The organism is Herbaspirillum sp. (assembly GCF_035644555.1).
Lineage (GTDB): Bacteria > Pseudomonadota > Gammaproteobacteria > Burkholderiales > Burkholderiaceae_D > Herbaspirillum.
This window is the reverse complement of sequence record NZ_DASQOH010000043.1, coordinates 16,847-31,339: the sequence shown is the minus strand read 5'-3', so window position 1 is coordinate 31,339 and position 14,493 is coordinate 16,847. Positions and strand designations below refer to the sequence as shown.

13 protein-coding genes are annotated in these 14,493 nt (G+C 64.0%); 12 read left to right on the top strand and 1 reads right to left on the bottom strand.

The features are described from left to right. Positions 1-16 precede the first annotated feature (16 nt). From VE092_RS10655 to lpxC, 5 genes are all read left to right on the top strand, one after another. Positions 17-787, top strand: a complete 771-nt coding sequence (locus VE092_RS10655; RefSeq protein WP_324876488.1) for a cell division protein FtsQ/DivIB — start codon at positions 17-19, stop codon at positions 785-787. Between the two features lie 10 nt (positions 788-797). Further along, a complete protein-coding gene (gene ftsA, locus VE092_RS10650) occupies positions 798-2,030 on the top strand; it encodes a cell division protein FtsA (RefSeq protein ID WP_008334543.1) in 1,233 nt (410 codons plus the stop codon). Positions 2,031-2,365: 335 nt separating this feature from the next. Then, positions 2,366-3,553, top strand: coding sequence for a cell division protein FtsZ (gene ftsZ, locus VE092_RS10645; RefSeq protein ID WP_324876486.1), 1,188 nt, complete (start codon positions 2,366-2,368; stop codon positions 3,551-3,553). 182 nt (positions 3,554-3,735) lie between these two features. Then, positions 3,736-4,242 (top strand): peroxiredoxin, encoded by a 507-nt coding sequence (locus tag VE092_RS10640; RefSeq protein ID WP_006713165.1) that lies wholly within the window; start codon positions 3,736-3,738, stop codon positions 4,240-4,242. Between the two features lie 179 nt (positions 4,243-4,421). Continuing rightward, on the top strand, positions 4,422-5,357 hold the full coding sequence (gene lpxC, locus VE092_RS10635) for a UDP-3-O-acyl-N-acetylglucosamine deacetylase (protein WP_324876483.1): 936 nt from the start codon (positions 4,422-4,424) through the stop codon (positions 5,355-5,357). A gap of 74 nt (positions 5,358-5,431) precedes the next feature. On the opposite strand, the gene VE092_RS10630 is transcribed toward lpxC, so the two are convergent. Continuing rightward, a complete protein-coding gene (locus tag VE092_RS10630; RefSeq protein ID WP_324876481.1) occupies positions 5,432-5,986 on the bottom strand; it encodes a DciA family protein in 555 nt (184 codons plus the stop codon). 53 nt (positions 5,987-6,039) lie between these two features. Between VE092_RS10630 and VE092_RS10625 the strand changes: the two genes are divergently transcribed. From VE092_RS10625 to VE092_RS10595, 7 genes are all read left to right on the top strand, one after another. Next, positions 6,040-7,017, top strand: a complete 978-nt coding sequence (locus VE092_RS10625) for a M23 family metallopeptidase (RefSeq protein WP_324876479.1) — start codon at positions 6,040-6,042, stop codon at positions 7,015-7,017. A gap of 242 nt (positions 7,018-7,259) precedes the next feature. Continuing rightward, positions 7,260-10,013 carry a preprotein translocase subunit SecA gene (secA, locus tag VE092_RS10620; RefSeq protein WP_324876477.1) on the top strand — a complete coding sequence of 918 codons (2,754 nt, stop codon included), beginning with the start codon at positions 7,260-7,262 and terminating at the stop codon, positions 10,011-10,013. A gap of 139 nt (positions 10,014-10,152) precedes the next feature. Continuing rightward, positions 10,153-10,986: a DUF2272 domain-containing protein gene (locus VE092_RS10615; RefSeq protein ID WP_414653461.1), complete on the top strand. Its 834-nt coding sequence runs from the start codon at positions 10,153-10,155 to the stop codon at positions 10,984-10,986. An 18-nt stretch (positions 10,987-11,004) separates the two neighbouring features. Then, positions 11,005-11,748, top strand: a complete 744-nt coding sequence (locus VE092_RS10610; protein WP_324876475.1) for an SGNH/GDSL hydrolase family protein — start codon at positions 11,005-11,007, stop codon at positions 11,746-11,748. 35 nt (positions 11,749-11,783) lie between these two features. Further along, the gene (argJ, locus tag VE092_RS10605) at positions 11,784-13,019 is read left to right on the top strand and encodes a bifunctional glutamate N-acetyltransferase/amino-acid acetyltransferase ArgJ (protein ID WP_324876473.1); all 1,236 of its coding nucleotides are present in this window, start codon (positions 11,784-11,786) and stop codon (positions 13,017-13,019) included. 178 nt (positions 13,020-13,197) lie between these two features. Further along, the gene (locus VE092_RS10600; protein WP_006713179.1) at positions 13,198-14,073 is read left to right on the top strand and encodes an ATP-binding protein; all 876 of its coding nucleotides are present in this window, start codon (positions 13,198-13,200) and stop codon (positions 14,071-14,073) included. Next, positions 14,073-14,486 carry an NUDIX domain-containing protein gene (locus tag VE092_RS10595; protein ID WP_324876470.1) on the top strand — a complete coding sequence of 138 codons (414 nt, stop codon included), beginning with the start codon at positions 14,073-14,075 and terminating at the stop codon, positions 14,484-14,486. Before VE092_RS10600 ends, VE092_RS10595 begins: the two co-directional genes overlap by 1 nt. The last annotated feature ends 7 nt before the right edge of the window (positions 14,487-14,493 follow it).

Sequence of the window (14,493 nt, the reverse complement as noted above, 5' to 3'; positions counted from 1 at the left end):
GGGAGCGCGCGCGTCGATGTGGCAGGACGTCAAGATGCTCAACGCCATCAGCAGTGCGCTCATTGCGCTGGTGCTGCTGGCCCTGGTGGCATCAGGTTTGTGGTGGGTGGCGCAGCGGCCGATGTTTACGCTGCACACGATACGCATTGAATCGGCCAGCGAGTTGCCGCTGGAAAAGGTCAACGCGTTGACGGTGCGGGCGACAGCGGTGCCGCGCATCCATGGCAATTTCTTCACCGCCGACCTGACGGCGGTGCGGGCGGCCTTCGAGGCCGTGCCCTGGGTGCGCAAGGCCATGGTACGGCGTGAATGGCCGGACCGGCTGGTGGTGAAGATCGAGGAACACAAGGCCCTGGGTACCTGGGGTGAAGATGGCAAGTTGTTGTCGCAGAAGGGCGATGTGTTCACCGCCAACCTGGCCGAGGCCGAGGACGACGGTGACCTGCTGGAATTCGATGGCCCGCCCGGCAGCGAGAAGCAGGTGGTGGAGCGTCTGGCGCAGTTCCGCCAGTGGTTCGCACCGATCAAGCTGGAGCCGGAGTCGCTGGTGCTGTCCAATCGCTATGCCTGGACGGTGCGCCTGGACAACGGCATGACGGTCGAACTGGGGCGTGATCAGGGCGATGCGGTCCTGAAGGAACGTGTGGCCAGGCTGGTGGCGGTGTATCCGCAACTGGTGGAACGATTGCAGGGCAAGATAGAAAGCGTCGACTTGCGCTATCCCAACGGGATGGCCCTGAAGGCGGATGGAATGGTGCTGGCGGCGATGAACGGGAAAAAGAAATAAGCGGAACACTATGACAAAAGACGCAAAGAATCTGATCGTCGGCCTCGACATCGGCACCTCGAAAGTGGTGGCGGTGGTGGCCGAGGTGCTGCCCGACGGCCGCCATGAAGTGATCGGGCTGGGGCAGTCCGAATCCAAGGGCCTCAAGAAGGGCGTGGTGGTCAATATCGAGGCCACCGTCGAGTCCATCCAGCGCGCCCTGGAAGAGGCCGAGCTGATGGCCGACTGCAAGATCCGCAATGTCTATACCGGGATCGCCGGCAGCCACATCCGCAGCTTCAACTCCAGCGGCATGGTGGCCATCAAGGACAAGGAAGTCACGGCGGCCGACGTCTCCCGCGTGATCGAGACCGCCAAGGCGGTCAACATCCCGACCGACCAGCAACTGCTGCACACGGTCCCGCAGGAATTCATCGTCGACAACCAGGAAGATGTGCGTGAGCCCATCGGCATGAGCGGCATCCGCCTGGAAGTGAAGGTCCACATCGTCACCGGCGCTGTCTCTGCCGTGCAGAACATCGTCAAGTGCGTGCGCCGCTGTGGCCTGGAAGTATCGGACCTGATCCTGCAACCGATGGCCTCGGCCGATTCGGTGCTGACCACCGACGAGCGCGAATTGGGCGTGGTGCTGGTCGATATCGGCGGCGGCACGACCGACGTGGCGGTGTTCACCGAAGGCGCGATCCGGCACACCGCCGTGATCCCCATTGCCGGTGACCAGATCACCAACGATATCGCCATGGCCCTGCGCACCCCGACGCTGGAAGCCGAAGAGATCAAGCTGCGTTATGGCGTGGCCAAGCAGATCCTGGCCGATCCGACCGAGACCCTGGAAGTGCCCGGCCTGGGCGACCGCAATCCGCGCACGCTGTCGCGCCAGGCCTTGGCGGCGGTCATCGAGCCGCGCGTGGAAGAGCTGTTCGCGCTGGTGCACCAGGTGGTGCGCGAGTCGGGTTACGAAGAGGTGCTGTCCTCCGGCATTGTCCTCACCGGCGGCTCGGCGATGATGCCGGGCATGACCGAGCTGGCCGAAGACATCTTCTTGAAGCCGGCCCGCCTGGGGACTCCCGAATACAGCGGCCAGCTGGCCGACGTGGTGCGCAGCCCGCGCTACTCGACCGTGCTGGGCCTGTTGCAGGAAGCCAAGAAGCAATACCTGCGCGGCTACATCGTGACCCGCCAGGAGGGTTCGGTGAAGGCGGTCTGGCAGCGCATGAAGGAATGGTTCCTCGGCAACTTCTGAGGACCGCGTCCCGCAGGCATCACGCGCGGCTGGCGGAATGCATCAGGATGTAAAAGCATTGGTGGGCGCTGGCGTAACGGCTGTAGGGTTCAGGCAGTCGACATGGACGGGACGTCAGCAGATGGGCAGGACGGTTTTGTTGGAATAGCGGTATCAGGCATGACTCGCAACATTCATTCGTAGCATTCGTGGCATCGGCAGTATTGGTTTCAACAGTAAAAGCAGCAACAACAGGGAATTGAGCATATAGACAGCAGTGATCAGTTGCTAGTCGTCACACCGCGTGATGCCTATCAACTGCCAGCTGCAGGACACATATATTTAAAGGAGTCATCATGGAAATCGATATGGTCGACAATGCGACGCTGGGTACGATCATCAAGGTCGTGGGCGTTGGCGGTGCTGGCGGCAATGCCGTGCAGCACATGATTAACAAGGGTGTCTCTGGCGTCGAGTTCATCGCCGCCAACACGGACGCCCAGGCGCTCAAGCAATCCAAGGCGCACAACGTCATCCAGATCGGGGATACCGGTCTGGGTGCCGGCATGCAGCCCGAGGTCGGGCGTCGCCTGGCCGAGGAAACCCGTGCCCGCATCGAGGATTCGCTGCGCGGCGCGCACATGGTCTTCATCGCCGCCGGCATGGGTGGCGGCACAGGTACGGGTGCTGCACCGGTGGTGGCGCAGGTGGCCAAGTCGCTGGGCGCGCTGACCGTGGCCGTGGTCTCCAAGCCGTTCTCCTACGAAGGCCAGAAGTGCATGGACATCGCGGACGCCGGTCTGGAAGAGCTGACCCAGCATGTGGATTCGCTGATCATCATCCTCAATGAAAAGCTGGAAGAGATCTACGAAGACGACAGCATGATCGAATGGCTGTCGCACGCCGATGACGTGCTCAACAATGCCGTGGCCGGTATCGCCGAGATCATCAATGTCCCGGGTCACATCAACGTCGACTTCAACGACGTCAAGACCATCATGGGCGAGCAGGGCAAGGCCATGATGGGTACCGCCACCGCTGCCGGCGTGGACCGCGCCCGCGTGGCCGCCGAGCAGGCCGTGGCCTCGCCGCTGCTGGACGGCATCGACCTGTCGGGCGCCCGCGGCGTGCTGGTCAACGTGACCGCCAGCCGTGGCCTGAAGGGTAAGGAAATCAAGGAAGTGATGGCGACCGTGCGTGCCTTCGCTGCCCCTGACGCTTCCATCGCCCAGGGTATCGCCTACGACGACAGCATGGGCGACGAGATCCGCGTCACCGTGGTGGCCACCGGCCTGGGCCGTGCCCGCAAGGCTGTGCAACTGGTGCAGACCCCGGTCATGCGTACCGGTACCCACAACGAACCGATGATGGCCGTCGGTGGCGCCATGCCGCAAGGCGCAGCGCAACCGGCTGCTGCCTTCGGTGGCCTGAAGGCCCCGGCCGTGTGGCGTCGCGAGTCGGCTTCCGACACCGTGCGCGCGCTGGAAAAGAACGGCATGGAGACCTACGACATCCCGGCCTTCCTGCGCAAGCAGGCGGACTGAGTCGGGTCTTTGCCGCTGGCCTGCGCAGTCGAAGCAGGCCGGCCGGTTACAGGGCATACTAACGCCGCGCCTGGTGCGCGGCGTTTTTTCGTGCGTCGCCTGCGGGCAACTCATCTGTCCGATCGATCAATCGGGCCAGATTCATCACCTAGATCACTTATACAACCAGACGAGGAAACACCATGACCATCAAGATCGGCGACCGCCTGCCCGAAGGCACCCTGACCGAATTCATCGAGACCGAGACCGAAGGCTGCAGCCTGGGCCCCAACGCCTTCAAGGTGTCGGACCTGGTCAAGGGCAAGAAGATTGCCTTGTTCGCCCTGCCCGGCGCCTTCACTCCGACCTGTTCGGCCAAGCACGTGCCGGGCTACATCGCCCTGGCGGACCAGTTCAAGGCCAAGGGTGTGGACGAGATCTGGTGCCTCTCCGTCAATGATGCCTTCGTCATGGGCGCCTGGGGCCGCGACCAGAAGGCCACCGGCATCGTGCGCATGTTCGGCGACGGCAGCGCCACCTTCACCAAGGCGCTGGGCATGGAGTTCGACCTGACCGAACGCAACATGGGCGTGCGTTCGCAGCGCTATTCGATGCTGCTCGAAGATGGCGTGGTCAAGCAGCTGAACCTGGAAGCACCGGGCAAGTTCGAGGTGTCCAACGCCGAGACCCTGCTGGGCCAGCTGGGCTGATTTCCTCCGGGAATCCTGCGACGGCATGCTGCGGCATGCCGTTTTGCTTTATGGAAATGGCAAGTCGTACAAGGAGCCGTTGCGAGCCCGCACTGCCGGGTCTTTGCAGATGGGAACGATTTGCAACAAAGCCGCGCCGTAGCGGGGCGGCGAGAGGGCATCTTGGCTATAATGGCCGGATGTTGAAACAGCGCACAATCAAGAATCTGGTCAAGACCACGGGCGTGGGTCTGCACTCCGGCACCAAGGTCGAGCTGACCCTGCGCCCGGCCGCGCCCGACACCGGCATCATCTTCCGTCGCGTCGACCTGGATCCGGTGGTCGAGCTGCCGATGATGGCCACCGGCGTGGGCGACACCCGCATGGCCTCGACCCTGACCAAGGATGGTGCCAAGGTTTCCACCGTCGAACACCTGCTGTCGGCCTGCGCCGGCCTGGGCATCGACAACCTGTATATCGACCTGACCGCCGAAGAAATCCCCATCATGGATGGCTCGGCCTCGTCCTTCGTCTTCCTGCTGCAGCAGGCCGGCCTGCAGGAGCAGAATGCGGCCAAGAAATTCATCCGCGTCAAGAAGCCGGTGGAAGTGCGCGAAGGCAGTGGCGACAAGGAAAAATGGGCGCGCCTGGAACCCTATGACGGCTTCCGCCTGAAGTTCTTCATCGAATTCAACCACCCGGCCGTGGATGGCACCGGCCAGGTCGCCGAGGTCGATTTCGGCATCGACTCCTACGTCAAGGAAATCGCCCGCGCGCGCACGTTCGGTTTCATGCAGGACGTGGAAACCCTGCGCGGCATGGGGCTGGCGCGCGGCGGTTCGTTCGAGAACGCCATCGTCATGGACGAGTACCGCATCCTCAACGCCGATGGCCTGCGCTACGACAACGAATTCGTGCGTCACAAGATCCTGGACGCCATCGGCGACCTCTACATCATCGGCCATCCCTTGCTGGCCAGCTACGACGCCCACAAGTCCGGTCACGGACTGAACAACCTGCTGCTGCGCGAGTTGCTGTCGCAACCCGATGCCTATGAAATCGTCAGCTTCGATACCCTCGAGCAGGCCCCGCGTACCTATGTGATGCAGGCCAAGCAGGAGTGGGCGCTGAACTGAAGCGCAACCGACCGTCAGCGTGACGGGACCGCCTGACAATCTTGTAAATTTTTTATCCAGATCCCGAATCCCGTCTATTTTCCTTCGGAAATTGGCGGGGCTTCTCCCGTTTCCTTGGATGATGGGCGGGCCGCGCGACGCCGTATCATGGCGTCGATGGCTTCCTTCAGACCCTGGCTACGCGGGTCGCTGGCCAGCGTACTGCTGAGTTCGGCAAAGGAGGAGAGGGCGCCATCGGTCAGCTCCAGCACCCGTTTCTGCACCGGGGGAGGGGCCATCTTGCCAACTTGCACTTTGATTCGGATTGAATTAACCTGCCATCCGTCCTTCAGCAGGCGGTCCTGCAGCTTCGGGGTTTGCTGCTTCAGCCGGGCCGCCAGCGCTGCGTTGGGTGCGCTCATGACCAGCACACCAGCTTCGAACTGCAAGATCTGACAGGCCGCAAACATCGTCGGCAATGCCGCGGCGACTGATCGCTGCAGCGTGCCCATGCGAGCCAGGGCGGGCAACAGCGCCGCCATCGTCGAATTCGACCGCAAGAAATCCGCGGCTCCCTTCGTGCTCTTCGCCATGCGTTGGGCGCTCGTGGGGGCAGGCCGATAAGGGGTGAACGTAGATGGGTACTTCATCTTTAAACCTTATCACATCCGGTGTCTGACCGGCCGGAGACCAAGGAGCAAAGATGCAAATTATCCTGCTGCACCCCCGTTTCACCAAAGCCCGTTCCGTCACGCTGGGCAGCAAGCACCTGTTCATCCTGATGTTCCTGCTGGTCGGCCTGATCGCCGGCTCCTCGACGCTGATCACCTACTTCCTGCTGCGCCAGGCCGGAGACCCCGATGCCTCCCCGCTGCTGCACAAGCTGGCGGTATCGATGAGCCAGGAAGAGGACGGCCGCAACGAAAAATTCCTCAAGGAAAACCTGGCCATGATGGCCGTCAAGGTCGGCGAGATGCAGGCCCAGATGATGCGCCTGGATGCGCTGGGCGAGCGGGTGCAGGGCCTGGCCGGCATCCGTCCCGAGGAATTCAACTTCAAGGAGTCGCCCGGTCGCGGCGGCGCCGAGGTCTCCAGTCTGGCCGGCCCGGGCCGCGATGTCGGCCTCGACGAGCTGCGCCGCATGCTGGACAACCTTGCGGTGGACGCCGGTCATCGGACCGATTATCTCAACGCCGTCGAATCCACCCTGATGAGCGACAAGATCAAGTCGCGCCTGCTGCCGACCAACCAGCCGGTCAACGTCGCCTACAACTCGTCGAGCTTCGGCTGGCGCCTCGATCCCTTCACCGGCCACAATGCCTTCCATGAAGGCCTGGACTTCCCGGCCCCGGTCGGCACCCGCATCGTGGCGGCAGCTGCCGGCGTGGTGATCGCCTCTGAATATCATTACCAGTTTGGCAATATGCTGGAAATCGACCACGGCAACAACATCATCACCCGCTATGCCCACGCCTCGCGCCTGTTCGTGAAGGTGGGCGACATCGTCAAGCGCGGCCAGCACGTGGCCGATGTCGGTTCCACCGGTCGTTCCACCGGCGCCCACCTGCATTTCGAGGTGCGCATCCGCGGTATCGCCCAGGATCCGCGCAAGTTCCTCGCGCTGGGCGCCAATGGCGGCAACCAGCCCAAGCAGATGCCGGTCTTCGTGGCCGGCCGCTGAGCCGCACCGGCAGGCGCCGCGGCGGCACGAATATTCCTGCCGCCGTCCGTTCCATCTTGAAACCTTGCAAAGCCGCCCGATCTAAGGCTTTACTGCCCCGGGCCGGGCGCCAAAGCCATTGCCACGGGCCTGCGTGCTAGAATCCATGGTTTATTTTCGGGCGTTGTCGGCCGGAACCCCACGGCCGGGTGCCAAACGTCTATCTGCCGGATCGTTCATCGGCGCTTTTATAGAATCCAAGCATGTCATTCCTGACCAAGATTTTCGGCAGCCGTAACCAGCGTCTGCTCAAACAATATCAAAAAATCGTCCGCCAGATTAATGCGCTGGAGCCCTCGGTCGAGAAGCTGACCGACGCCGAACTGCAAGCCAAGACGCCCGAATTCAAGCAACGCATCGCCGGCGGCGAGACGCTCGACGCGATCCTGCCGGAAGCCTTCGCGGTATGCCGGGAAGCCAGCCGTCGGGTGCTCAAGATGCGCCACTTCGACGTCCAGCTCATCGGCGGCATGGCCCTGCACTTCGGCAAGATCGCCGAAATGCGCACCGGCGAAGGCAAGACGCTGATGGCGACCCTGCCGGCCTACCTCAATGCCCTGGCCGGCAAGGGCGTACACGTGGTCACCGTCAACGACTACCTGGCCCAGCGCGACGCCGACGACATGGGACAACTCTACAGCTGGCTGGGCCTGACCACCGGCGTGAACCTGTCGCAGATGGAGCACGACGTCAAGCAGGAGGCCTACGCGGCCGACATCACCTACGGTACCAACAACGAATTCGGCTTCGACTACCTGCGCGACAACATGGTCTTCGATGCCGACGACCGCGTGCAGCGCGCCCTGAACTTCGCCATCGTCGACGAAGTGGACTCGATCCTGATCGACGAAGCGCGTACCCCGCTGATCATCTCCGGCCAGGCCGAGAACCACACCGAGCTGTACCACAAGATGAATGCGGTGCCGCCGCTGCTGACGCTGCAGATCGGCGAAGAAACCCCGGACGGCAAAGGCAAGGTGGAAGTCCCCGGTGACTATACCAAGGACGAGAAGAGCCACCAGGTACTGCTGACCGAAGCCGGCCACGACAAGGCCGAAGAGATCCTGACCCAGATGGGCTTGCTGCCCGAGGGCGCGTCGCTGTACGACGCCGCCAACATCACCCTGATCCACCACCTGTACGCCGCCCTGCGCGCCCACACCCTGTACCACCGCGACCAGCACTACGTTGTGCAGAACGGCGAAGTGGTGATCGTGGACGAATTCACCGGTCGTCTCATGACCGGCCGCCGCTGGTCCGACGGCCTGCACCAGGCGGTGGAAGCCAAGGAAGGCGTGAAGATCCAGAACGAGAACCAGACCCTGGCCTCGATCACCTTCCAGAACTACTTCCGCATGTATGCCAAGCTATCCGGCATGACCGGCACGGCCGATACCGAAGCCTACGAATTCCAGGAAATCTATCACCTGGAAACCGTGGTGATCCCGCCCAACCGTCCCAATGCCCGCAAGGACCGCCAGGACCAGGTCTACAAGACCGCGCAAGAGAAGTACATGGCGATGGTCAAGGACATCCAGGACTGCTACGAGCGCGGCCAGCCCGTGCTGGTGGGCACCACCTCGATCGAGAACTCGGAACTGCTCTCGGGCATCCTGACCAAGTCCAAGCTGCCGCACAATGTCCTGAACGCCAAGCAGCACGCCCGCGAAGCAGAGATCGTGGCCCAGGCCGGTCGTCCCAAGATGATCACCATCGCCACCAACATGGCCGGTCGCGGTACCGACATCGTGCTGGGCGGCAACGTGGGCAAGCAGATCCAGCTCATCGAAGCCGACGAATCCCTGTCGGATGCCGACAAGACCGCCAGGTCGCAGCAGCTGCGCGATGAATGGCAGTCCCTGCACGACCACGTGGTCAACGCCGGCGGCCTGCACATCATCGGTACCGAACGTCACGAATCGCGGCGCGTGGACAACCAGCTGCGTGGCCGTTCCGGCCGCCAGGGCGATCCGGGTTCCTCGCGCTTCTACCTGTCGCTGGACGACGCGCTGCTGCGCATCTTCGCCGGTGACCGCGTGCGCGCCATCATGGACCGCCTGAAGATGCCCGAAGGCGAACCGATCGAGGCCGGCATCGTCAGCCGCTCCATCGAATCTGCCCAGCGCAAGGTGGAAGCCCGCAACTTCGACATCCGCAAGCAATTGCTGGAATACGACGACGTCGCCAACGACCAGCGCAAGGTGATCTATCAGCAGCGCAACGAGCTGCTGGAATCGGTGGAAATGGCCGAGATGATCGCCTCCCTGCGCGATGGCGTCTTCACCGACCTGTTCCGCCAGTACGTGCCGGCCGAGTCGATGGAAGAGCAGTGGGACATCCCCGGCCTGCAAGCCGTGCTGGCGGGCGAATGGCAGCTCGACGTTTCGCTGGAAGCGATGCTGGCCGCCGAGCCGGACCTGTCCGACGAAGACCTGCTGGAGCGCCTGCTGACGGCGGCCAAGGATGCCTACGATGCCAAGGTGGCCGTGGTCGGCGTGGAAGCCTTCGCCGGGTTCGAGCGCAGCGTCATGCTGCAGAGCATCGACAACCACTGGCGCGAACACCTGGCGGCGCTGGATCACCTGCGCCAGGGCATCCACCTGCGTGGTTATGCGCAGAAGAACCCCAAGCAGGAATACAAGCGCGAAGCCTTCGAACTGTTCGCCCAGATGCTGGACCTGATCAAGAACGAAGTGATCAAGGTGGTCATGACGGTCCGCATCCAGAGCCGCGAGGAAATCGAAGCGGCCGAGGAAAGCATGGCCGGCGGCTCGCCCATCAACGTCAACTACCAGCACGCCGACTTCAATCCGGAAGCCGCACCCGAGGAACTGCTGGCGCCGACCGCCCAGGCCGACAGCGACGACGGTTCGGAATATCCCAAGGTCGGTCGCAACGACCCCTGCCCGTGCGGCAGCGGCAAGAAGTACAAGCAGTGCCACGGCAAGCTGGCCTGATTTCACGCCAGCGGTAGCTCGCAAGGCCGTTCCCCCGCCCGGGTGAACGGCCTTTTTGCTGGGCGCTGCGCTGCCTGCCCGGCTGGCCTTATCATGAGCGCACCGGCAGCCAGGGTCTGCCCTTCAGGAGAACAAGAAGATGATGTCCGCTACGCCTTTCCGCGCTTTCCGTGCTTTCGGCTCTTCCCCGCTGTCGCGCGCCACGCTCTGCGCGGCCCTCGCCGCCATGCTGCTGGCCGGTTGCGCCTCGTCCCCCATGCCGCAATGGCGCGACGGTGACAACGTCGGCTACGCACCGGTCACCCCGGCCATCCCGGTCACCAATACCGGTGTGCCGGCCGTGGCCATCAGTACCGCCCCGCCTACGCGGGCCGCGCTGGTGGCCGCGGCCAAGGCCGAGTGGGATTTCTTCGGCAACCAGCAGATCGACATGCGTCACGAGCCCTTCAGCGCGCCGCGCCTGGGCTTGCTGGAGGATGAAGGGGAGGCCGTGCAGCGCGTGGCGGAATACTGGCATGCGGTCGGCAAGAACCTGACCGGGGCCGACTGTCAGCAGGCCTGGTCGGCCGCTTTCATTTCCTGGCTGATGGTCAGCAGCAATGTCCCGCCCCAGGATTTCGCCCCCAACGAAACCCACTTCAACTACCTGAGCTTCCTCAAGGAACGGCAGTCGCGCCCCTCGCCACAATTCGTGCTGCGCCCTGCCGAGAGCGAGGCCATCGCACCCGGTGACCTGATCTGCGCCCCGCGCGGCAACAACAATGCGACCACCCTGGACGAGATACGTCCGGGTCTGGCCGGGCATTGCGACATGGTGGTGGAGGTGCATGCCGATGACGGCTGGGCCGGCGTGATCGGTGGCAATGTCTTCAATTCGGTCTCCGAATCGCTGATTCCGGTGGATGAGCAGGGCCGGGCACAGCCGATCGCGCAGCGACCCTGGCTGGTGGTGGTCAAGAACCTGCTGCCCTGATCGGCACCCGGCATGCTGATGCTGGCCAAGATCCTGCTCGGTCCGCTGCTGCTGTGGCAGGCCCGGCGCCTGCGCCGGACGGCCTTGCGCCTGCCCGAAGCAGAGGGGCCGCGCAGCGGCATGGAGCAGCCCTACGCCGCGCGCGCCGGGGTAATCCCGCTGCGTCTGCTGGTGGTCGGCGATTCGTCCGCCGCCGGCGTGGGCGTGGCGCACCAGGAGCAGGCCCTGGCCCAGCCCCTGGCGCATCACCTGGCCGCGCGCAGCGGCCGGCCGGTGGCCTGGCAGCTGGTGGCGCAGAGCGGCGTCAATTCGCTGGAAGCGCTGGACCTGCTGGCGCGCCACGAGATCGGCCCGGCCACCGTGCTGGTGGTGGCGCTGGGCGTCAACGACGTGACCTCGCAGATGGCGCCGCAGCGCTACATCGCCAATCTGCGCCTGCTGTGTGAGCGCCTCATGGTCCAGGCCGGCGTGGAGCATATCGTCTTCTCGGGTTTGCCGCCCATGCACCTGCTGCCGGTGGCACCGCAGCCGCTGCGCTGGTACCTGGGGTGCTATGCCCGCAAGCTGGACCGCGCACTGCGCGACTGGATAGGCGCCGAGGCCGCGCTACGCTATTGCTCGCTGCAATGGGCGCTGCCGCATGAAATGGCCATCGACCGCTTCCACCCCGGCCAGGGCCAGTATGCGCAATGGGCCAGGATGAGCGCGGAGATCATCGAAACCGAGTTCCTGCGTCATCAGCCGGTGACGGAAAGTGTTTAAAATACGCGTTCCGATTTTTACGCTGAAAGCTCGCCATGGCCGTCAATTCCCCGATCCCCGTCCCTTCCGACCTCAAAGCCGTTGCCGGCATCGAACTCGGCCATGCCGAGGCGGGTGTGCGCAAGTCCAATCGCAAGGACGTGCTGGTCATGAAGCTGGCCGAGACCGCCACCGTGGCCGGCGTATTCACCAAGAACCGCTTCTGCGCTGCACCGGTGCAGATCTGCCAGGCCAACCTGGCCCAGTTGAGCGCCGCCAAGCCCATCCGCGCGCTGGTCATCAATACCGGCAATGCCAACGCCGGCACCGGTGAAGAAGGCCTGCAGCGCGCCAGGTCGGTCTGCGCCGCCCTGGCCCAGCAGATGGGCGTGGAGCCGCAGCAGATCCTGCCGTTTTCCACCGGCGTGATCCTGGAGCCGCTGCCGGCAGACCGCATCATCGCCGGCCTGCCGCAGGCCATCGGCAACTTGAAGGCCGACAACTGGTTCAACGCGGCCGAGTCCATCATGACCACCGACACCCAGCCCAAGGCCGCTTCGCGCACCCTGAGCATCGGTGGCAAGCAGGTGGTGATGACCGGCATCAGCAAGGGCGCCGGCATGATCAAGCCCAACATGGCCACCATGCTGGGCTTCCTGGCCTTCGACGCCAAGCTGCCGCAGGCGCTGCTGAACCAGCTGGTCAAGGATGCCGCCGACCACTCCTTCAACTGCATCACCATCGATGGCGACACCTCGACCAACGATTCCTTCATCCTGATGGCCACCGGCGCCGGCGAACTGGAGATCACCAGCGCCGACAGCGACGACTACAAGCAACTGGCCGCCGCCGTCACCGACCTGTCGCAGCATCTGGCGCACCAGATCGTGCGCGATGGCGAAGGCGCCACCAAGTTCATCGAAGTGGCCGTGGAAGACGGCAAGAGCGTCGAAGAATGCCGCCAGATCGCCTATTCCATCGGCCACTCGCCGCTGGTCAAGACCGCCTTCTTCGCCTCCGATCCGAACCTGGGTCGCATCCTGGCCGCCATCGGCTATGCCGGCATCGACGACCTGGATGTGTCCAGGATCAACCTCTGGCTGGACGATGTCTGGGTCGCCAAGGACGGCGGCCGCAACCCCGATTACCGTGAGGAAGACGGTCAGCGCGTCATGAAGAAGGCCGAGATCGTGGTGCGCGTGAAGCTGGCGCGCGGCACGGCCAAGGCCTCCATCTGGACCTGCGACCTGTCGCACGATTACGTGTCGATCAACGCCGACTACCGTTCCTGATCCCCGACAGGAACTGCCGCCGCCGGCCCATCATCCCCGGGCCGGCAGCGACCGGGATGGTGATGGCAACATGAATGCCCGCGCCCTCGGAACAATTTTATTCACGCCGCCCGCCGCCGCGTTGCGCCACAATGTGGCGTCGCATCTACTTTCAAGCCCATCCCAGGCACTGATCACCATGACCCAGTTAGACCAATTCCTGCAGCGTGCCGAAGCCTTGCTGGCGCGCGTCGAAGCCATCCTGCCCAATGCCGCTGCCCGCGAACCGGACTGGAACGCCGCCGTCGCCTTCCGGTGGCGCGGTGCCACCGCCCAGCGTGCCGGCTACCTGCAGGCCGTGGGCCAGATTTCGCGGATCGGCCTGTCCGACCTGCACAATATCGGCCCGCAAAAGGAACAGATTGACCAGAATACCCGCCAGTTCGTCGAAGGCCGCCCGGCCAACAACGTGCTGCTGACCGGCGCGCGTGGCACCGGCAAGTCTTCGCTGATCAAGGCCTGCCTGAACCAGTACGCCGACCGTGGCCTGCGCCTGATCGAGGTGGACAAGGACGACCTGCACGACCTGCAGGACATCGTCGAACTGGTGGCGGCGCGCCCGGAGCGCTTCATCGTCTTCTGCGACGATCTTTCCTTCGAGGAAGGCGAGGGCGGCTACAAGGCGCTGAAGGTGGCGCTGGACGGCAGCATCGCCGCGCAATCGGACAATGTGCTCATCTACGCCACCTCCAACCGCCGTCACCTGATGCCGGAGCGCCTCTCCGACAACAGCACCTATACCCACACCGAGGATGGCGACCTGCATCCCGGCGAGACGGTGGAAGAAAAGATTTCGCTCTCCGAGCGTTTCGGCCTGTGGGTGACCTTCTACCCCTTCAAGCAGGACGACTTCCTCGACATCGTCGCCCACTGGCTGCGCCACTTCGGTTGCACAGACGCCCAGATCGCCGAAGCCCGCGCCGACGCGCTGCGCTGGGCGCTGCAGCGCAGTTCCCGCTCGGGTCGCGTGGCCTGGCAGTTCGCCCGTGATTACGCCGGCAAGGCGCAGGCCTGATGCGCCAGGACGCCAAGCCGATCGACGTCGCCGTGGGCATCCTGATGCAGCCCAACGGTGACGTGCTGCTGGGCCAGCGCCCCGAAGGCAAGCCCTATGCGGGCTATTGGGAATTTCCCGGCGGCAAGGTGGAACCGGGGGAGAGCATCTTCGCTGCCTTGCAGCGCGAGTTCAAGGAAGAGCTGGGCATTGAGGTCATCGATGGCCAGCCCTGGTGCGGCGTCGAACACGTCTATCCGCATGCCCATGTGCGTCTGCACTTCTACATCAGCCGCCAGTGGCGCGGCGAGCCGCAAAGCCTGGAAGGCCAGGCCTTTGCCTGGCAGGGGAGCGTGGGCGTGCAGCCGCTGCTGCCGGCGACCATTCCGCTGATCCAGTGGCTGGACCAGTTGCGCTACGGCGAGCCGGCGTGAGCGTGCT

Excerpts from the sequence above, each read along its gene's own strand:
- VE092_RS10655 (WP_324876488.1), top strand. The coding sequence starts at position 17 with ATGTGGCAGGACGTCAAGATGCTCAACGCCATCAGCAGTGCGCTCATT.
- ftsA (WP_008334543.1), top strand. The coding sequence starts at position 798 with ATGACAAAAGACGCAAAGAATCTGATCGTCGGCCTCGACATCGGCACC.
- ftsZ (WP_324876486.1), top strand. The coding sequence starts at position 2,366 with ATGGAAATCGATATGGTCGACAATGCGACGCTGGGTACGATCATCAAG.
- VE092_RS10640 (WP_006713165.1), top strand. The coding sequence starts at position 3,736 with ATGACCATCAAGATCGGCGACCGCCTGCCCGAAGGCACCCTGACCGAA.
- lpxC (WP_324876483.1), top strand. The coding sequence starts at position 4,422 with ATGTTGAAACAGCGCACAATCAAGAATCTGGTCAAGACCACGGGCGTG.
- VE092_RS10630 (WP_324876481.1), bottom strand. The coding sequence starts at position 5,986 with ATGAAGTACCCATCTACGTTCACCCCTTATCGGCCTGCCCCCACGAGC.
- VE092_RS10625 (WP_324876479.1), top strand. The coding sequence starts at position 6,040 with ATGCAAATTATCCTGCTGCACCCCCGTTTCACCAAAGCCCGTTCCGTC.
- secA (WP_324876477.1), top strand. The coding sequence starts at position 7,260 with ATGTCATTCCTGACCAAGATTTTCGGCAGCCGTAACCAGCGTCTGCTC.
- VE092_RS10615 (WP_414653461.1), top strand. The coding sequence starts at position 10,153 with ATGATGTCCGCTACGCCTTTCCGCGCTTTCCGTGCTTTCGGCTCTTCC.
- VE092_RS10610 (WP_324876475.1), top strand. The coding sequence starts at position 11,005 with ATGCTGGCCAAGATCCTGCTCGGTCCGCTGCTGCTGTGGCAGGCCCGG.
- argJ (WP_324876473.1), top strand. The coding sequence starts at position 11,784 with ATGGCCGTCAATTCCCCGATCCCCGTCCCTTCCGACCTCAAAGCCGTT.
- VE092_RS10600 (WP_006713179.1), top strand. The coding sequence starts at position 13,198 with ATGACCCAGTTAGACCAATTCCTGCAGCGTGCCGAAGCCTTGCTGGCG.
- VE092_RS10595 (WP_324876470.1), top strand. The coding sequence starts at position 14,073 with ATGCGCCAGGACGCCAAGCCGATCGACGTCGCCGTGGGCATCCTGATG.